Raw genomic sequence first — 19,248 nt, 5'->3', positions numbered from 1 at the left:
AGCCTACATTAGTGTTGACTGACACACCGCCTTCGCGGGCAAGCCTCGCTCCTACAAGGTACGGATTGCGGTGGGTCTGATACCCAACCGGCTGATCCACACCGCCATCAGAATCACCGAGCCGCCGAGAAACAGTCGCCCCAGTTCTTCGTGTTGATTCCAGATCAGCAGATTGATCAGCAAACCCACCGGCACGTGCAGGTTGTTCATCACCGCCAGCGTCCCGCCGTTCACCAGGCACGCGCCTTTGTTCCACCAATACAAACCCAGCGCCGTCGAAACCAACCCGAGGAACACCAGCACGCCCCATTGCAGCGGTGCTTCGGGCAGGAAGTTCTGTTTGCCGAACAACAGGAACGCCGGCAACGCCACCGCCAATGCGCCGAGGTAGAAATAGCCAAAGCGCCGGTAATGCGGCAGGTCGCTCGGATGCCGCGCGACCAGATGTTTATAGAGCACTTGGCCGGCGGCGTAGGTGAAGTTGGCCAGTTGCAGCAACAGGAAACCCATGAAGAAGTCCGGGTTGATGCGGTCGTAGCGAATCACCGCCGCGCCGGCCACGGCCACCAGCGCGGCGACCAACGCCCACGGGTTGAAGCGGCGGTTCAGTGCGTCTTCGATCAGCGTCACGTGCAACGGCGTGAGGATGGTGAACAGCAAGACTTCCGGCACCGTCAGCACGCGAAAACTCAGGTACAGGCAGACGTAGGTCACGCCGAACTGCAACGCGCCGATCAGCAACATGCCGCGCATGAACGCCGGCTCGACTGAACGCCAGCGCGTCAGCGGAATAAACACCAGCCCCGCCAGCACCACGCGCACCAGCACCGCGAAGTAACTGTCGACATGCCCGGCCAGGTATTCGCCGATCAGACTGAAGGAAAACGCCTGGATCAGCGTGACAAAAAGTAGATAGCCCATGCTCGCCTCGTTTTGAATGGCGGCGACGATAACGGGTTTTGTCATCAATCGCGAGAACACCCAAATCCCGGGCAAAAAAAAGCCCGATCTCGCAAATGCGTTCAATCGGGCTACAGCACTCAGGAGCAACAAGTGCAAAGGGAGGTCGATGCGCGTAAAGCCTTGAAGGGGTTACGCCGGGTCACTTGAACAGTCAGCGATTATCTGGCGATTAAAAACTCAGGCGACCTGGGAAAGCTTGGCGTTGGCCTGGTTCAAGCCCTTCTCCTGGAAGTCGCCGCCCAGGTTCATGCCCTCGGCGTGAATAAACGTGACGTCGTGGATGCCGATGAAACCCATGACTTGGCGCAGGTACGGTTCCTGGTGATCCGCCGGGCCGCCAGCGTAGATGCCGCCGCGAGCGGTCAGCACGTAAGCGCGTTTGTTGGTGAGCAGGCCTTGCGGGCCAGTGTCGGTGTACTTGAACGTCACGCCGGCCCGCAGCACATGGTCGAGCCACGCTTTGAGGGTGCTCGGGATCGCGAAGTTGTACATCGGCGCGGCCATTACCAACACATCGGCAGCGAGCAATTCATCGGTCAATTGGTTGGAGCGGTCCAGCGAAGCCTGTTCGACGACGTTGCGTTGGTCCGCCGCTTTCATCCAGCCGCCAAGCAGGTTGCTGTCGAGGTGCGGCACCGGATTGATGGCCAAGTCACGAACCGTGATCTGATCTGCCGGGTGCGCGGCTTTCCACTGGCTGATGAAGGTTTGGGTCAGTTGACGCGAAACCGAATCTTGCTGACGGGCGCTGCTTTCGATGATCAGAACTTTGGACATGGCTTGTAGGCTCCATCTGAGAATGCTGTAAGGCGATGGAGTGGAGCTTAAACAGAGTCATATCGATGAAAAAGCGCAAATAACTGCTACAACGCATCGATAAATTCGTTTATAAGCTCATCAAGCGATGTATCAATCAACTTTTGTGGCGAGGGGGCTTGGCCCCCTCCGGGTGCAAAGCGGGCAAGCCCCCTCGCCACACCAGCCTCGCGCCTACAGGGCTTTGTTATTTCGGGGTGCAGGTCAGCGTGATGCGCATCTTGATGATTTCGCGGGTGAACTTGGCCGTCGCGTTTTTATGTTTACCGGCCAGCACTTCGATGGTGCGGGTGCGCGGTGCTTCCGGTCCATTGTTGAACACCACCCGGCAGGTCGCGTCGGTGTTGCCGTAGTTATTGACCTGAATGGAGGCGATGTCGTTGTCCGTGTCGAAGGCGTTGTAATCGATGTTCAGCCCATTGAGCTGTTTGGTGACATCGATCGGGTAGGCCAGCGCGGTCAGCGGCAACAGCGCCAGAAAGACACAACCCGATACCCCAAAACAGAATTTTTTCATTCGGCAGTCTCCAATAAGGACCGCCAGCTTAGGACAAGAGGAGCTCATCATGAAAGCGCCCCGCGTGACGCTTGATCAATGGCGAACATTGCAAGCCGTGGTCGACCACGGCGGTTTCGCCCAGGCCGCCGAAGCGCTGCATCGCTCGCAATCGTCTGTCAGCTACACCGTCGCCCGCATGCAGGACCAACTCGGCGTGCCGCTGTTGCGCATCGACGGCCGCAAAGCCGTGCTTACCGAGGCCGGCGGCGTGTTGCTGCGCCGCTCGCGACAACTGGTCAAACAGGCCAGCCAACTCGAAGACCTTGCCCATCACATGGAGCAAGGCTGGGAAGCGGAAGTGCGTCTGGTGGTCGATGCTGCCTACCCGAGCGCGCGCCTGGTGCGCGCCCTCACCGCGTTCATGCCGCAAAGCCGTGGCTGCCGTGTGCGTCTGCGCGAAGAGGTGTTGTCGGGTGTGGAAGAAGTGTTGCTCGAAGGCGTGGCCGATCTGGCCATCACCGGTTTCAGCATTCCCGGTTACCTCGGCGCGGAGCTCAGCGATGTTGAATTTGTCGCTGTCGCGCACCCCGATCACGCCTTGCACCGCTTGAACCGCGAACTGAGTTTTCAGGACCTCGAAACCCAGATGCAAGTGGTCATCCGCGACTCCGGCCGCCAGCAGCCACGCGACGTCGGCTGGCTCGGCGCCGAACAGCGCTGGACCGTCGGCAGCCTCGCCACCGCCGCCACGTTTGTCAGCAATGGCCTGGGGTTTGCCTGGTTGCCACGGCACATGGTCGAACGCGAATTGAAGGACGGTACGCTCAAGCTGCTACCGTTGGACCAGGGCGGCAGCCGTAATCCGAGTTTTTACCTGTATTCGAACAAGGACAAACCCCTCGGCCCGGCGACGCAGATTCTCATCGACCTGCTGCGCACCTTCGATACCGCGCCGCTGGATGCACCTTTCGCCGCACCAGAACAAGCCTGACACGGAGCACTTGCATGGCCTATTTCGAACACGAAGGTTGCAACCTGCACTACGAGGAATATGGCCACGGCGCTCCATTGCTGCTGGTCCACGGGCTGGGTTCGAGCACGCTGGACTGGGAAATGCAGATCCCGGCGCTCGCCGCGCGTTACCGGGTGATCGTCCCGGACGTGCGCGGCCACGGTCGCTCGGACAAGCCCCGCGAGCGCTACAGCATCGCCGGGTTCAGCGCCGACCTGATCGCGCTGATCGAGCACCTCAACCTCGGCCCGACGCATTACGTCGGCCTGTCGATGGGCGGGATGATCGGTTTTCAACTGGCCACCGATCAGCCGCAATTGCTCAAAAGCCTTTGCATCGTCAACAGCGCACCCGAGGTCAAATTGCGCAGTCGCGACGATTACTGGCAGTGGTTCAAGCGCTGGAGCCTGATGCGCGTCCTCAGCCTCGGCACCATCGGCAAAGCGTTGGGCGGCAAGTTGTTTCCGAAACCGGAGCAAGCCGATTTGCGTCAGAAAATGGCCGAGCGCTGGGCAAAAAACGCCAAACATGCTTATCTCGCCAGCTTCGATGCAATTGTCGGTTGGGGCGTTCAGGAACGACTTTCGAAGGTCGCCTGTCCAACCCTCATCATTGCCGCCGACCGGGATTACACGCCGGTCGCGGTGAAAGAAACCTATGTAAAACTGCTGCCCGATGCGCGGCTGGTGGTGATCGCCGATTCGCGTCACGCCACCCCGCTGGATCAACCCGAACGCTTCAATCAAACGCTGCTCGAGTTTCTCACCGCAGTCGACACCACCAATCAGGATCACTGACCCATGCTGAAAAAAATCGCCCTCGTCGCCGGCTCCGTCCTGTTCGCCGCCAACCTGATGGCCGCCACACCTGCCAAAGCCCCGCATGTGCTGCTGGAAACCACTAATGGCCAGATCGAAATCGAGCTGGACGCGGTCAAGGCACCGATCAGTACCAAGAACTTTGTTGATTACGTGAACAGCGGTTTCTACAACAACACGATTTTCCACCGTGTGATCCCGGGCTTCATGGTTCAGGGCGGCGGGTTCACCCAACAGATGCAACAGAAAGACACAAAGGCGCCGATCAAGAACGAGTCGAAAAACGGTTTGCACAACGTGCGTGGCACCTTGTCCATGGCGCGCACCTCCAACCCGAATTCGGCCACCAGCCAGTTCTTCATCAACGTCAAAGACAATGACTTCCTCGACACCGGCGACGGTTATGCGGTGTTCGGTAAAGTCGTCAAGGGAATGGAAGTCGTGGACACGATCGTCAACTCGCAGACAACCACCAAAAATGGCATGCAAAACGTTCCTGTCGATCCTGTGTTCATCAAGTCGGCCAAAATCATCGACTGACCTGCACAGGGAATGTGAGCCGCCGCCGGTGTTTGCCGGCGGCGCTCATCGTGTTTAAAGGAGAGCCCCAGCGCGGGCGGAGAACCAATGCTTTATCGCCGTTTTGAAAAACTGATCGACATCTTCCGCGACGCACCGACGGCAGCCCCGCCGGATCGGGTTCTCCCCTTCTATACCTATTACCTGAAGCAGGTCTGGCCGAGTTTCGCCGCCCTGCTGATCGTCGGCCTGATTGGCGCGTTGATCGAAGTGGCGCTGTTCAGTTACCTGAGCCGCATCATCGACCTGACGCAAGGCACGCCGAACGTCAATTTCTTCCAGGAACATGGCATCGAACTGGCCTGGATGGCCGTGGTGGCGCTGCTGTTTCGACCGATTTTTGTCGGCCTGCACGACTTGCTGGTGCATCAGACCCTGAGCCCCGGCATGACCAGCCTGATCCGCTGGCAGAACCACAGTTACGTGCTCAAACAGAGCCTGAATTTCTTCCAGAACGACTTCGCCGGGCGCATCGCCCAGCGCATCATGCAAACCGGCAACTCGCTGCGTGATTCGGCGGTGCAAGCGGTGGACGCGTTGTGGCACGTGCTGATCTACGCGATCAGCTCCTTGGTGTTGTTCGCCGAAGCCGACTGGCGCCTGATGATCCCGCTGCTGAGCTGGATCGCCGCGTACATTGGCGCGCTGTGCTACTTCGTGCCACGGGTCAAGGAACGCTCGGTGGTGTCCTCCGATGCGCGCTCGAAACTGATGGGGCGGATCGTCGACGGCTACACCAACATCACCACGTTGAAGCTGTTCGCCCACACCAATTTCGAGCAGCAATACGCCCGCGAAGCCATCGAAGAACAGACCGAAAAAGCCCAACTGGCGGGTCGCGTCGTGACCAGCATGGACGTGGTCATCACCAGCATGAACGGCCTGCTGATCGTCGGCACCACCGGCCTGGCCCTGTGGCTGTGGACGCAGTCGCTGATCTCGGTCGGCGCGATTGCCCTGGCCACCGGCCTGGTGATTCGCATCGTCAACATGTCCGGCTGGATCATGTGGGTGGTCAACGGCATTTTCGAAAACATCGGCATGGTTCAGGACGGTCTGCAGACCATCGCCCAGCCAGTCAGCGTCACCGATCGCGAGCACGCCAAACCGCTGGCCGTGGCGCGTGGCGAGGTGCGTTTCGAGAATGTGGATTTCCACTACGGCAAGAAGAGCGGGATCATCGGCGGCCTCAATCTGACGATCAAACCCGGCGAGAAAATCGGCTTGATCGGCCCGTCCGGCGCCGGCAAATCGACCTTGGTCAACCTGCTGCTGCGCCTGTATGACGTGCAGGGCGGGCGGATTTTGATCGACGGCCAGAACATCGCCGAAGTCGGCCAGGAAAGCCTGCGTGAGCGCATCGGCATGATCACCCAGGACACCTCGCTGCTGCACCGCTCGATCCGCGACAATCTTCTTTACGGCAAACCCGACGCCACTGACGCCGAACTCTGGGAAGCGGCGCACAAGGCCCGCGCCGACCAGTTCATCCCGTTGCTTTCGGACGCGGAAGGGCGCAGCGGTTTTGACGCGCACGTCGGTGAACGCGGGGTGAAACTCTCCGGCGGCCAACGTCAGCGCATCGCCATTGCGCGGGTGCTGCTCAAGGACGCGCCGATCCTGATCATGGACGAAGCCACCTCGGCGCTGGACTCGGAAGTCGAGTCGGCGATTCAGGAAAGCCTGGAAACCCTGATGCAAGGCAAAACGGTGATCGCGATTGCGCACCGACTGTCGACCATCGCGCGCATGGACCGGCTGGTGGTGCTGGAAAACGGCAAGATCGCCGAAACCGGCAGCCACGCCGAACTGCTCGCACATGGCGGGTTGTACGCGCGGTTGTGGGCGCATCAGACCGGTGGGTTTGTCGGTATCGATTGATTCCGATCAAACACCATCAAACCCTGTAGGAGCGAGCCTGCTCGCGATGGCGTCGAACCGGTCGACATTGATGTCGACTGACACGGCGCTATCGCGAGCAGGCTCACTCCTACAAGGGCGATTTGTGTGGGTTGTTTAGCCTTGCTTGTACGGCAATGCAGCCCGCGCGGCTTCGGCATAGGCCAATACGCCGACGCGCTCCTGTTGCAGGAAATCCTCGACCGCCGCTTTCAGCCCCGGATGCCGCAGGTAGTGCCAGGAATGAGTGATTACCGGCTCAAAGCCGCGTATCAATTTGTGTTCGCCCTGCGCCCCGGCGTCGAAACGCTGCAAACCATGGGCGATCGCGTAGTCCATGCCTTGATAAAAACACGTCTCGAAATGCAGTCGGTCGTACTCCGCCAGGCAGCCCCAGTAACGTCCGTAAAAACTGTCGCCACCGATCAGGCTGAACGCCATCGCCACCGGCCGTGAGCCTTGTTTGGCCAGCACCACGCGAATCGCTTCGGGCATGCGCTCGGCCAGCAGGCTGAAGAATTCGCGCGTCAGATAAGGCGCTTGCCTACGTACCGCGTAGGTATTGGCGTAGCAGGCATAGACAAAATCCCACTGCGCTTCGCTCAGTTGCGCACCTTCCAGCCATTCAAACTCGATGCCCTGCCCCGCCACTTGCTCGCGTTCCTTGCGCATCTGTTTGCGTTTGCGCGAACTCAGCGCGTCGAGGAAATCCTGGAAATCCCGATAGCCGCGATTCTGCCAGTGGTATTGACAGCCGATACGTTGCAGCCAGCCCGGTTGTTCGGCCAGCGCCGCGTCGGTAAACGGGTCGGTGAAGTTGATGTGCGCGCTGGAAAGTTCTTCGATCTGCAGATACCCCGGCAGGCTGTTGAGCAACTCGAAACCGTCTTCCAGCGTCGCCGCCAACAGACGCGGGCCGCTGACCGGGCTGAACGGCACGCCTGTCAACAACTTCGGGTAATAGTCGATGCCGGCACGGGCGCAGGCGTCCGCCCAGGCGTGGTCGAACACGTACTCGCCGTAGGAATTCCACTTGCGGTAGCTGGGCAACGCCGCGATCAGCCGATCACCCTCGACGTGCAGCAGATGCTCGGGCTGCCAACCGGTGTGCGGGCCGACGCTGCCACTGTCTTCCAGCGCACTCAAAAAGGCGTGGCGCAGAAACGGCTGACGTTCGGGGACCAACGCGTCCCACGTGTGCGGGGCGATTTCAGACAGACTTTCAAGACATTGCAGCGGCATCAGCGTTCTCACCATTTCTGTGCGTGACAGCCCGGCGAGTATCGCCTATCGCCACGCATTGCACACCCCGTGATGCGCCGACAAGGCTCTGCACCGAAGGTTCCAGCGCAGCGCATAACGTCACGCATCTGCCATCACTTTGCCACCGCACTGTAATAATCGATCGCGATACTGGCGCCAGTTTTTAGAGCGTCGGGTTCTACCCGGCCACTGTTTACCGTCCGCCAACGGTCGGTTGTGTCCCTGGATGGCTCAGTCATCCCTTTTCTTCTTCGGAGATTGATATGCGTCTTGCTTCCACGAAAACTGCGGCGGCCCTGTGTGGCGGTCTGTTGCTGGCCATGAGCGTTCCGGCCAGCGCCGCAGTCGACGCCAAATTGCTCGACATGCTCAAGGCAAACGGTTCGATTACCAACGCGCAATACAGCGAGCTGCAAGCCGAACTGGCCAGGGATCAGAAAGACCAGCAAATCGCCCGTCAGGCCCAGCAGGAAACCAACGAGCAAATCGCTGCGACCGCGAAGAAAACCAACGAACTGAGCAGCTTCGACCAGAAACTGGCGTGGGCCGCCAAGACTCAATTCAAGGGCGACGTGCGCTTCCGTCAGGAAACGGTCAAGAACGACGGCGTGTCGAACACCGGCGACCAGGATCGCCAGCGCGTGCGTGTGCGCCTCGGTGCCTACACCGAGATCAACCCGCAAGTCAGCACTGGTATCCGCATCGCTACCGGCAGCGACAACGATTCGCGCTCGACCAACCAGAGCCTGGACAACAACTTCACCAAGAAAGACATCTGGCTCGACCAGGGTTACGTCGATTACCACCCGACTGCGATCAAGGATCTGCACCTGATCGGCGGCAAAATGGCGCAACCATGGGTCAGCACTGGCGACATCATCTGGGATAGCGACATCAGCCCTGAAGGCCTCGCCGCGACCTATCAGCACGCGTTGGGCCCGGTCGAGCTGTTCGGCAGCGCTGGCCACTACACGCTGAAGGACAACGTCGATGGCGAAGGCAAGCAGTTCCGCCACGACTTGCGTCTGTACGCCGGTCAATTGGGCGCGCGCTTCGCGATCACCGACAACCTGAAAATGACCTTGGGCGGCAGCGTCTACGGTTACGACAATGACGACAACACCACCACGCTGGCGATCAACGGCAACAGTGCTGGCGAAGAATTCAAACTGTACGAAGGTTTCAGCGCGCTCGACATTGGCGGCTTGCCAGTGCCGCTGTCGTTGTACGGCCAGATCGTCAACAACAAGGACGCCAGCAACGACCAGGACATGGGTTGGCTGGCCGGTGTGAAAACCAAGTTCTACGGCTTCGGCGTGGACTACAACTACCGCGATGTGCAGCGTAATGCGGTGGTCGGCGCTTTCACCGACTCCGATTTCGCCAACGGGTTCACCGGTTCGCGTGGCAGCAAGGTCAAAGTCAGCTACGAGTTGGACAAGAACTTCGCCCTCGGCGCGACGTATTTCATGGCCAAATCCGACTACACCAACGCCACTGTGCGTGACTCGAAAATCAACACCCTGCAACTGGATGCCGAAGCCAAGTTCTGACACCCGCACCACCCGACTCGGGCAAGGAAGCCCGAGCGTCCTTTACAACTCGCGCTGCACATCGGTCCCCGTCATCCGTCCGATGCGTAGCGCGAGGTTGTTTTTGCAAGCCCTTCCCCCCAAAAACCCAAATGTTTCCAACCCTCACCCAAATCCCTGTGGCGAGGGGGTTTACCCCCGTTCGGCTGCGAAGCAGTCGCAAAACCATCCAATGCGGTCAGTCTGGCTAAACAGGGGCTCAGCTTTTGGGACCGCTGCGCGCTCCAACGGGGGTGAACCCCCTCGCCACACAATCCCTCCTCCTCAACAAAGTTTTCGCTGCTAAAACCCGGCATCCACAAAAACAGCGCCCATAAAAAAAGACCGTAGCCAACGGCTACGGTCTTTCTTTAAACACTCAGCGCTTGCGCAAGATCACGCTGCCAATCGAATAACCGGCACCAAACGAGCTGAGCACCGCCAGCGAACCAGCGGCCAGATCATCCTGATTCTTGTGAAACGCAATTACCGAACCCGCAGAACTGGTGTTGGCGTAGGTATCAAGAATCACCGGGGCTTCTTCTTCAGTCGCCTCGCGGCCGAGCAGTTTCTTCACGATCAAGTGGTTCATGCTCAGGTTGGCCTGGTGCAGCCAGAAGCGCTTCACGTCGCCGACATTCAGCTGGTTTTCCTCCAGATGCGTGGCGATCAGCTCGGCGACCATCGGGCAGACGTCGCGGAACACCTTGCGGCCTTCCTGCACGAACAGTTTGTCCTTGCTGCCAATCCCCTCTTCCGCCGCGCGGTTGAGGAAACCGAAGTTGTTGCGGATGTTGTTGGAGAACTTGGTCAGCAGTTTGGTGCTGACGATGTCGAACTGGAACTCGGACGTGGCCAGGTCAGCGCGCTCGACAATCACCGCAGTGGCGGCGTCGCCGAAGATGAAGTGGCTGTCGCGGTCGCGGAAGTTCAGGTGACCGGTGCAGACTTCCGGGTTGACCATCAGGATCGCCCGCGCCTGGCCCAGTTGCACGCTGTTGGTGGCGGCCTGGATGCCGAAAGTCGCCGAGGAGCAGGCGACATTCATGTCGAAACCAAAACCCTGGATGCCCAGGGCTTCCTGGACTTCGATGGCGATGGCCGGGTAGGCGCGTTGCAGGTTCGAGCAGGCGACGATCACGCCGTCGATGTCGGCAGCGGTTTTGCCGGCGCGTTGCAGCGCTTGTTCGGCAGCGCCGATGGCCATTTGGCAAAGCACCGACCATTCGTCGTTGGAACGTTCGGGCAGGCGCGGCGCCATGCGTTGCGGGTCGAGGATGCCGTCCTTGTCCATGACAAAGCGGCTTTTGATGCCGGAAGCTTTTTCGATAAACGCCGCACTGGACTCGGTCAACGCTTCGAGCTCGCCACGCGCGATGGCGTCAGCGTTGTCGGCGTTGAATTGCGCGACGTAAGCATTGAAAGACTGCACCAGCTCTTCGTTGGAAATGCTGTTGGCCGGGGTGTACAGGCCGGTGCCGCTGATGACGACGTTATGCATGGTCGTTTCTCTAATCTGTTCAGGCAGAAAGCGCTGGCACCGACGTACCAACACACACAAAGGGTTCATTCCCGCGCCGGGAAGCAAACCTGGCATCGCTTTATTCCGATCCGCGAGAGCCGCTGAAGGCTCAAAATCGCGGCGCCGGCATTTATAGGCGCGAAGTTTGCCATAAACGCTGCGGTTTGGCCCTATTTGCTGGATCAAACAACTGCCCGATGCTCGCACGAGCATCAAAGATGAGGGATCTGTGGCAACTGAGAATTCTGTGACTACTGAGATTTTTGTGACAATTGAGATTTCTGTGACAGGTGAGGTTTCTGTGGCAGGTGAGATTTTTGTGACAGGTGAGATTTCTGTGGCAACTGAGATCCTGTGGCGAGCGAGCTTGCTCGCGCTTGAGTGCGCAGCGCTCACAAAATCTTGGGGCCGCTGCGCAGCCCAGCGCGAGCAAGCTCGCTCGCCACAGGTAGGTCTTATCACCACTCGCGCGCAAGGATCAAACAACTGCCCGATGCTGGCACGAGCACCGAGAGCACTAGATCTGTAGCAACTGAGATTCCTGTAGCAATTGAGGTTTCTGTAGCAACTGAGATTTCTGTGGCAACTGACATTCTGTGGCGAGCGAGCTTGCTCGCGCTTGAGTGCGCAGCGCTCACAAGATCTTGGGCCCGCTGCGCAGCCCAGCGCGAGCAAGCTCGCTCGCCACAGGTAGGTCTTATCACCACTCGCGCGCAAGATCAAACAACTGCCCGATGCTGGCACGAACATTGTGGTGAGGGGGCTTGCCCCCGTTGGGTGGCGAAGCCGCCCCAAACCCTGCGAACTCGGTGTATCAGTTTTACAAATTGGGTGATTTTACGACTGCTTCGCAGCCGGACGGGGGCGAGCCCCCTCGCCACAGGGGATCGCACACATAGCGATCAGGGCTCGACCTGACTCCACTGTTTGTTCAGGCGCTTGTCGGAGATCGGTACTTTGGTCCCCAGTTGCTGGGCGAACAGCGACACGCGGTACTCCTCCAGCCACCAGCGGTACAGCTCCAGTTGCGGGTCGCGTTTACCTTCCTGCGCGTGTTTGTTCGCGCGCGTCTGGTATTGCGCCCACAGCGCAGACAATTCGCCGCTCCAGACCCGGTCGCGCTGCACTTGCGCGCCGATCTTCTCGAAACGCTGCTCGACCGCTTTCAGATAACGCGGCAACTCCTTGAGCCACTGCATCGGCGTCTCACGGACAAACCCCGGATACACCAGATTGCTCAGCTGCTGCTTGATGTCATTCAGCGCCACCGCTTGCGCGAGGTCGATCTTGCCTTTGAAGCGCTTTTGCAACCCGTGCCAGAGCTTGAGAATCTCCAGCGTCAGCTTCGCCAGCCGTTCGGCGTGCTCGGTCCAGCCGCCGCGTTTGCGCTCGGCCAGTGAAGCCAAACCGGCGCCATCGCGCGGCAACGGGTCTTCGCCCTCCAGAATGCAGCTGTCGAGGCTGGCCAGCAGAATGTCCTCGACCAAGGCATCGATACGCCCCAACTCGCGGTACATCAGGCCCAGCTCAGTCAGCCCCGGCAACTTGCCGCGCAGGAACTTCGCCGGCTCGGCCAATTGCTGCATCAGCAAACGCTGCAAGGCGCGGCGATGCTGGAACTCGGCTTCGGCCGGCGTCGAGAAACGCCCTTCCTTGACCGTGCCTGCCTCTTCGACCAACGCCGGATAGACCGTCATCGACAACCCGGCGATCTTCTGCTGGGTTTTCTCGGCGACCGCGGCAAAGACTTTCGGCTCGACCGGCTGCTGATTTTTCGCGGTTTGCGGCACGGCCAATGCCGCTTGGCTGGCCTCGGCGAAACGCGCGGTCAACTCGGCCAGATCGCGTCCTTCGCCAAGGAACTTGCCTTGGCCATCGACGATTTCCAGGTTCATCCGCAAATGGCTGTCGACCTGCTGCGAGGCTTCCGCCCACGCTTCATCGCTGACCCGCGCGCCGGTCATGCGCAGCAATTCGCGGCCCAGCGCCTGCGGCAGCGAACCTTCGGCGAAGGTCATGCGTTGCAGCGCGGCTTTGACGAAGTCCGGCACCGGCACAAAATTCTTGCGCAGCGCTTTCGGCAAGTTACGCACCAGCGCCACGCATTTGGCCTCAATGACACCCGGCACCAGCCATTCCAGACGCTCTGGCGGCAGCATCGGCAACAACGGCGCCGGCACCCGCAGCGTCACGCCGTCGCGCGGGTGATTGGGCTCAAAGTGGTAACTCAGCGCCAACTCCAGATCGCCAATGTGCAGCGTGTCCGGGTAATGCAGCGCGGTAACTTCGCTGGCCTCGCGGGCCAGCACGTCTTCTTCGCGCATGATCAGCAGTTGCGGATCTTTCTGACTGTTGACCCGATACCAACTGTCGAACGTCGCGGTCTGATGAATTTCCGCCGGCAGACGCGCGTCGTAAAACGCAAACAGGGTTTCTTCGTCGGCCAGAATGTCGCGCCGACGCGCCTTGGCTTCCAGTTCGTCGAGCTGCTCGAGCAACTGCGCATTGGCCGTCAGGCATTTGGCTTTGGACTGTATCTCGCCGCGCACCAGCCCTTCACGAATGAACAATTCACGCGACACCACAGGATCAATCGGCCCGTAATGCACCGGCCGGCGGCCGACCACAATCAACCCGAACAGGGTGATCTGCTCAAACGCGACGACCTGGCCGCGCTTCTTCTCCCAATGCGGTTCGAAGTGGTTTTTCTTGATCAGGTGCCCGGCCAGCGGCTCGATCCAGTCCGAATCAATCTTCGCGACCATCCGCGCATAAAGCTTGGTGGTTTCCACCAGTTCGGCGGTCATCAGCCACTGCGGACGCTTTTTGCCGAGGCCCGATGAAGGATGAATCCAGAAACGCCGCTGCCGCGCGCCGAGGTAATCGCCTTCGTCGGCTTTCTGCCCGATCTGGCTGAGCAGGCCGGAAAGCACGGCTTTGTGCAGCCTCGGATAATCCGCCGGCTCTTTGTTGATGCTCAGCTGCATGTCGCGGCAGATCAGGCTCAACTGGCGGTGAGAATCGCGCCACTCGCGCAGGCGCAGGTAATTCAGGAAATTCTTGCGGCACCAGTTGCGCAGCGGGCTCGCGGTCAACGCCTGGCGCTGTTCCTCAAACCCGCGCCACAAATTGACCAGCCCGGCGAAGTCGGAATCGACGTCTTTCCACTGCGCGTGCGCCTGATCCGCCGCTTGTTGACGTTCCGGCGGGCGCTCGCGCGGGTCCTGAATCGACATGGCGCTGGCGACGATCAGCACTTCCTGCAAGCTGCCGAGTTTCGCCGCTTCGAGCAACATGCGGCCCATGCGCGGGTCGACCGGCAGGCGCGCCAGATTGCGTCCGAGCGGGGTCAGCTGACTGTTGCGATCCACCGCTGACAACTCTTGCAGCAGATTAAAACCGTCGCTGATCGCCTTGCCATCCGGCGGCTCGATAAACGGGAAATCAGTGATTTCGCCGAGGCGCAGATGGAGCATCTGCAGAATCACTGCGGCGAGGTTGGTACGGAGGATTTCCGGGTCGGTGAATTCCGGGCGCCCGATGAAATCTTCTTCGCTGTAAAGACGAATGCAAATGCCCGGCTCGACCCGACCGCAACGACCTTTACGCTGGTTGGCGCTGGCCTGGGAAATCGCTTCGATGGGCAAACGCTGGACCTTGGCGCGATAGCTGTAACGGCTGATGCGCGCGGTGCCGCTGTCGATCACGTAACGGATGCCCGGCACGGTCAGCGAGGTTTCGGCGACGTTGGTCGCCAACACCACACGGCGGCCCGGGTGCGACTGGAAAATCCGCTGCTGCTCGGCCGGCGACAAGCGCGCGTACAGCGGCAGGATTTCCGTGTGTTTGAGCTGGGCCTTGCGCAGCATGTCGGCCGCATCGCGAATCTCGCGCTCGCCGGGCAAAAACACCAGCACGTCGCCGGGACTTTTGCGCTCGCTGCGTTCGAACGCGGCGATTTCGTCGAGGGTGGCGAGAATCGCTTGATCGACGGTCAAGTCGTCCTCGACGCGGTTGCCCTCCTCGTCCTGCTCCAGCGTCAGCGGGCGATACCAGGTTTCGACCGGGAACGTGCGACCGGAAACCTCGACAATCGGCGCATCGTCGAAGTGCTTGGAGAAGCGCTCGAGGTCGATGGTCGCCGAGGTGATGATGACTTTCAGGTCCGGGCGGCGCGGCAGCAGGGTTTTCAGGTAACCGAGCAGGAAGTCGATGTTGAGGCTGCGTTCGTGCGCTTCGTCGACGATGATCGTGTCGTAGCGTTCGAGGTAGCGATCGTTCTGGGTTTCGGCGAGCAGGATGCCGTCGGTCATCAACTTGATCAGGGTGTTGGAATCACTCTGATCCTCGAACCGCACCTGATAGCCGACCAGCGCGCCCAGCGGCGTCGCCAATTCTTCGGCAACCCGGCTGGCGACGCTGCGTGCAGCGATGCGGCGCGGCTGGGTGTGGCCGATCAGACCGTGCTGGCCGCGGCCGATTTCCAGGCAGATTTTCGGCAACTGGGTGGTTTTACCCGAGCCGGTTTCGCCGGCAATGATCAGCACCTGATGCTTGAGCAGCGCGGCTTTGATTTCATCGCGCTTGGCGGCGATCGGCAGGCTGTCGTCGTAACGAATCACCGGCAGGCTGGCGCGCCGCGCCAACACCTGATCACAGGACGCCTGCATGCGCGTTACCCACGCGGCCAATTTGGCCTCGTCCGGTTTCTTGCGCAGCTCAAGCAACTGCCGCCGCAGCCGGTGGCGGTCGGCGAGCATGGCGTGATCGAGGTTTTTCAGCAGTTTGTCGATGGAAGGCGATTCGTCAGTCATCAGGTACGCAATAAGTCGTCTAGTGGCGCAGGGGGGCGATTGTCGCAGATTTGGCTGTGTTTGGCGTGTCAGGGAGGGCCACCCCTCACCCTAACCCTCTCCCCAAAGGGGCGAGGGGACTGACCGAGGTGCTCTTTTGAGCTATATCGACCTGAAAGTCCGAGTCGAACTCAGGTCTGGAAAACGATGGTGATCAGCTCCCGTTCCCCTCTCCCCAAATGGGCGAGGGGACTGACCGAGGTGTTCTTTTGAGCTATATCGACCTGAAAGTCCGAGTCGAACTCAGGTCTGGAAAACGATGGAGATCAGCTCCCTTCCCCCTCTCCCCCTTAGGGCGAGGGGACTGACCGAGGTGTTCTTTTGAGCTATATCGACCTGAAAGACTGAGTTGAACTCAGGTCTGGAGACCGATGGAGATCAGCTCCCTTCCGCCCCTATCCCAACTGGGGAGAGGGCTCGGGTGAGGTGTTTGTTTGCAATACTGCGACCTGCAATTGCGAGTCGAACGCAGATTCCGAGAAGCCCGAAGATCGGCTCCCTTTCCCCTCTCCCCCGTGGGGAGAGGGCTGGGGTGAGGGGCTGGGTGTCAGCCATCACTCGTTATCCAACCCCTTACGCCGATACGGGAACACGTCAATGACTTTCCCGGCGCGAATCGCCTCTTGCAGACTTTTCCAGTAATCGGCGTTGTACAACTCGCCATGCAACTGATCGAACAACCGCCGCTGCCCCGCGTCAGCAAACAAAAACGGTGGAAACTCCTCCGGAAACACGTCCAGCGGCCCGATCGAATACCACGGTTCGGAGGCCATTTCGTCCTCCGGGGTACGCGGCTGCGGAATGTGCCGAAAGTTGGCTTCGGTCAGAAAACAAATCTCGTCATAGTCATAAAACACCACGCGCCCGTGGCGGGTGACGCCGAAGTTTTTCAGCAACATGTCGCCGGGAAAGATGTTCGCCGCCGCCAATTGCTTGATCGCCAAACCGTAATCTTCCAGCGCCTCGCGCACCTGCGCTTCGTTGGCGTTTTCCAGATAAAGGTTCAGCGGGGTCATCCGCCGCTCGGTCCAGCAGTGGCGGATCAGCACGGTATCGCCCTCGACCGACACCGTTGACGGCGCCACGTCCAGCAGCTCTTCGAGACACGCCGGTTCGAACTTGCTCAGCGGAAAACGGAAGTCGGCAAACTCCTGGGTATCGGCCATGCGCCCGACTCGGTCGACACTTTTCACCAGCCGATACTTTTCGATCACCGTCGCGCGGTCGACGTTTTTCGACGGTGAAAAGCGGTCCTTGATGATCTTGAACACGGTATTGAAACCCGGCAGCGTAAACACGCTCATGACCATGCCACGCACGCCGGGCGCCATGATGAATTGGTCGTCGGTGTTGGCCAGGTGATTGATCAGCGCCCGGTAAAACTCGGATTTGCCATGTTTGTAGAAACCGATCGAGGTGTACAACTCGGCGATGTGCTTGCCCGGCAGGATGCGTTTGAGGAAACCGATAAACTCCGCCGGCACCGGCACATCGACCATGAAGTAGGAACGGGTGAACGAGAAAATGATCGACACGTCCGCTTCATCGGTGATCAGCGCGTCGATCTGAATCCCCCGACCTTCGCGGTGCAGCAGCGGAATCACCAGCGGCCATTGCTCGTCGCGGGTGTAAATGCGCCCGACCAGGTACGCGCCTTTGTTGCGGTAGAGCACCGAGGAAAACAGTTCGACCGCCAGCTCCGGGTCCTTGCACACCCAGTCCGGCAGGTTTTCGCGCAGTTGCGCTTCGAGCCGGCGCAGGTCGCCGGCGAGGTCGGCGTAATCTTCGCTGAAACGGTAGTCGGCGAAGATGCTCGCGAGCATTTCCGACAAGTGCCCCTGGGGTTTGTAGGTCCGCGTTTGCGCGGCCCGGGCGCGGCGCAGGCTGGGCCGGGTGGTGTGGATGAACATGCAGCCGTCGCTGATCAGGTCGTGGCTGAACAGCCCGCAGAAGATCGAGTTGTACCAGGTCTCGGACAATTCATCGTCGAAGCGCAGGTCGATCAACGTGATGTAGGCGCTTTTGACCAGCGGCCAGCAACTGACTTCCATCAGCGTCTCGTCATTGAAAGCACCGCGCAGTCGGGCAATGGTTTCGCCGACCTTTTCTTCGTAGAGGTTGATCCGCGCCGCCGAGGCGACTTGCGCCTCTTGCCACTGCGCCTGCTCGAAACGCGCGCGAGCCCCGTCGGTGATCTGCCGGAAATGCTCGCGGTAATCGTCAAAGCCATCGAGGATCATTCGGGCGATATCGGCGGCGGGCCATTGCTGCGGCATGGTGAGACCTCTGCGGGAATTTCGGAAACCTGAGCTTAGCCACTGAACCGTGCGCAGGAGAAGCGTATTTTTCGCGGCGAATTGAATGCGCGGTTTTCGGTTGCCATCGACCGGACGCTCGGCAACACTTGCGCCCTTATAAAGGAAGGAGTGCCCCGTGAGCGCTGTCGATATTGTTCGTTTGTTGTCGCTGGCGGCGATTTGGGGCGCGAGTTTTCTGTTCATGCGCGTCATCGCGCCAGTGATTGGCACCATTCCCACGGCGTTTTTCCGCGTGTCGATTGCCGCCGCCGGGTTGCTGGTGATCCTCGGGCTGATGCGCATCAGTTGGGATTTCAAGGGCAAACTGAAAACCGTGATGCTGCTGGGCGTGATCAACAGCGGCTTGCCGGCGACTCTGTATTCGGTGGCCGCGCAAGTGCTGCCGGCCGGTTACTCGGCGATTTTCAACGCCACCACACCGTTGATGGGCGTGTTGATCGGCGGCCTGTTTTTCCATGAGCGGCTGACTGCCGCCAAACTCGGTGGAGTGTTCCTCGGATTGCTCGGCGTCGGCGTCCTGACCCGCGCCGGCCCGGTGGCGTTCGACATGCAATTGCTGATGGGCGCCCTCGCCTGCCTGCTCGCGACCACCTGTTACGGCTTCGCCGGATTCCTCGCGCGGCGCTGGCTCGATCAGGCCGGCGGCCTCGACAGCCGTCTGTCGGCGCTGGGCAGCATGCTCGGCGCGACGTTGTTTTTGCTGCCGCTATTCGGCTACAGCGTTGTCACCCAGCCACCGGCGAGCTGGGGCGGCTGGAACGTCTGGCTGTCGCTGCTCGGGTTGGGCCTGGGCTGCACGGCGTTTGCCTACATCGTGTACTTCCGCTTACTCAGCTCGATCGGCCCGGTGAAGTCGATGACCGTGACTTTTGTCATCCCGCCGTTCGGCGTGCTGTGGGGCGCGTTGCTGTTGGATGAGCCGCTGTCGATGGCGCACATTTATGGCGGCGTGCTGATTGCAGCGGCGCTGTGGCTGGTGTTGAAACCGGCGGTGAGCACGGCGCCGGGGTTGGCAAAACCATAATCGAGTGGGCACCCAATCTGTAGGAGCGAGGCTTGCCCGCGAAGGCGTCAGTCCAGTCAACCTATGCGTTGAATGGTCGGACGCCTTCGCGGGCAAGCCTCGCTCCTACGG

Annotated in this window: 13 protein-coding genes; 6 read left to right on the top strand and 7 right to left on the bottom strand. The window is 60.1% G+C overall.

Annotation, left to right across the window (positions count from 1 at the left end; genetic code table 11):
* Positions 1 to 51: 51 nt before the first annotated feature.
* The 3 genes from FBY12_RS11005 to FBY12_RS10995 form a co-directional block, all read right to left on the bottom strand.
* On the bottom strand, positions 52 to 921 hold the full coding sequence (locus FBY12_RS11005; protein ID WP_145252883.1) for a carboxylate/amino acid/amine transporter: 870 nt from the start codon (positions 919 to 921) through the stop codon (positions 52 to 54).
* Positions 922 to 1,140: 219 nt separating this feature from the next.
* Positions 1,141 to 1,740 carry an FMN-dependent NADH-azoreductase gene (locus FBY12_RS11000; RefSeq protein WP_145252882.1) on the bottom strand — a complete coding sequence of 200 codons (600 nt, stop codon included), beginning with the start codon at positions 1,738 to 1,740 and terminating at the stop codon, positions 1,141 to 1,143.
* Positions 1,741 to 1,966: 226 nt separating this feature from the next.
* Positions 1,967 to 2,296 (bottom strand): 3-phosphoglycerate kinase, encoded by a 330-nt coding sequence (locus FBY12_RS10995; RefSeq protein WP_145252881.1) that lies wholly within the window; start codon positions 2,294 to 2,296, stop codon positions 1,967 to 1,969.
* A 49-nt stretch (positions 2,297 to 2,345) separates the two neighbouring features.
* Here FBY12_RS10995 and FBY12_RS10990 point away from each other — a divergent pair, with 49 nt between their 5' ends.
* The 4 genes from FBY12_RS10990 (at position 2,346) to FBY12_RS10975 (ending at position 6,568) form a co-directional block, all read left to right on the top strand.
* Positions 2,346 to 3,269, top strand: a complete 924-nt coding sequence (locus tag FBY12_RS10990; RefSeq protein WP_101209765.1) for a LysR family transcriptional regulator — start codon at positions 2,346 to 2,348, stop codon at positions 3,267 to 3,269.
* 14 nt (positions 3,270 to 3,283) lie between these two features.
* Positions 3,284 to 4,087, top strand: coding sequence for an alpha/beta fold hydrolase (locus FBY12_RS10985; RefSeq protein ID WP_145252880.1), 804 nt, complete (start codon positions 3,284 to 3,286; stop codon positions 4,085 to 4,087).
* 3 nt (positions 4,088 to 4,090) lie between these two features.
* On the top strand, positions 4,091 to 4,648 hold the full coding sequence (locus tag FBY12_RS10980; protein WP_145252879.1) for a peptidylprolyl isomerase: 558 nt from the start codon (positions 4,091 to 4,093) through the stop codon (positions 4,646 to 4,648).
* 87 nt (positions 4,649 to 4,735) lie between these two features.
* Positions 4,736 to 6,568, top strand: a complete 1,833-nt coding sequence (locus FBY12_RS10975) for an ABC transporter ATP-binding protein (protein WP_145252878.1) — start codon at positions 4,736 to 4,738, stop codon at positions 6,566 to 6,568.
* A gap of 135 nt (positions 6,569 to 6,703) precedes the next feature.
* Here FBY12_RS10975 and FBY12_RS10965 read toward each other — a convergent pair whose 3' ends face one another.
* Positions 6,704 to 7,828 (bottom strand): GNAT family N-acetyltransferase, encoded by a 1,125-nt coding sequence (locus tag FBY12_RS10965; protein ID WP_145252877.1) that lies wholly within the window; start codon positions 7,826 to 7,828, stop codon positions 6,704 to 6,706.
* 284 nt (positions 7,829 to 8,112) lie between these two features.
* Here FBY12_RS10965 and FBY12_RS10960 point away from each other — a divergent pair, with 284 nt between their 5' ends.
* A complete protein-coding gene (locus FBY12_RS10960) occupies positions 8,113 to 9,402 on the top strand; it encodes a putative porin (RefSeq protein WP_145252876.1) in 1,290 nt (429 codons plus the stop codon).
* 397 nt (positions 9,403 to 9,799) lie between these two features.
* On the opposite strand, the gene FBY12_RS10955 is transcribed toward FBY12_RS10960, so the two are convergent.
* From FBY12_RS10955 to aceK, 3 genes are all read right to left on the bottom strand, one after another.
* Positions 9,800 to 10,921 carry a beta-ketoacyl-ACP synthase III gene (locus FBY12_RS10955; protein WP_145252875.1) on the bottom strand — a complete coding sequence of 374 codons (1,122 nt, stop codon included), beginning with the start codon at positions 10,919 to 10,921 and terminating at the stop codon, positions 9,800 to 9,802.
* A 923-nt stretch (positions 10,922 to 11,844) separates the two neighbouring features.
* Positions 11,845 to 15,756 carry an ATP-dependent RNA helicase HrpA gene (hrpA, locus tag FBY12_RS10950; protein WP_145252874.1) on the bottom strand — a complete coding sequence of 1,304 codons (3,912 nt, stop codon included), beginning with the start codon at positions 15,754 to 15,756 and terminating at the stop codon, positions 11,845 to 11,847.
* 593 nt (positions 15,757 to 16,349) lie between these two features.
* The gene (gene aceK / locus FBY12_RS10945) at positions 16,350 to 18,071 is read right to left on the bottom strand and encodes a bifunctional isocitrate dehydrogenase kinase/phosphatase (protein WP_145252873.1); all 1,722 of its coding nucleotides are present in this window, start codon (positions 18,069 to 18,071) and stop codon (positions 16,350 to 16,352) included.
* 157 nt (positions 18,072 to 18,228) lie between these two features.
* Here aceK and FBY12_RS10940 point away from each other — a divergent pair, with 157 nt between their 5' ends.
* The gene (locus tag FBY12_RS10940) at positions 18,229 to 19,137 is read left to right on the top strand and encodes a DMT family transporter (RefSeq protein WP_145252872.1); all 909 of its coding nucleotides are present in this window, start codon (positions 18,229 to 18,231) and stop codon (positions 19,135 to 19,137) included.
* The last annotated feature ends 111 nt before the right edge of the window (positions 19,138 to 19,248 follow it).

It is taken from the genome of Pseudomonas sp. SJZ131, assembly GCF_007828705.1.
Lineage (GTDB): Bacteria > Pseudomonadota > Gammaproteobacteria > Pseudomonadales > Pseudomonadaceae > Aquipseudomonas > Aquipseudomonas prosekii.
Note: the sequence above shows the minus strand (reverse complement) of the source record. Positions and strands in the feature narration are given on the sequence as shown.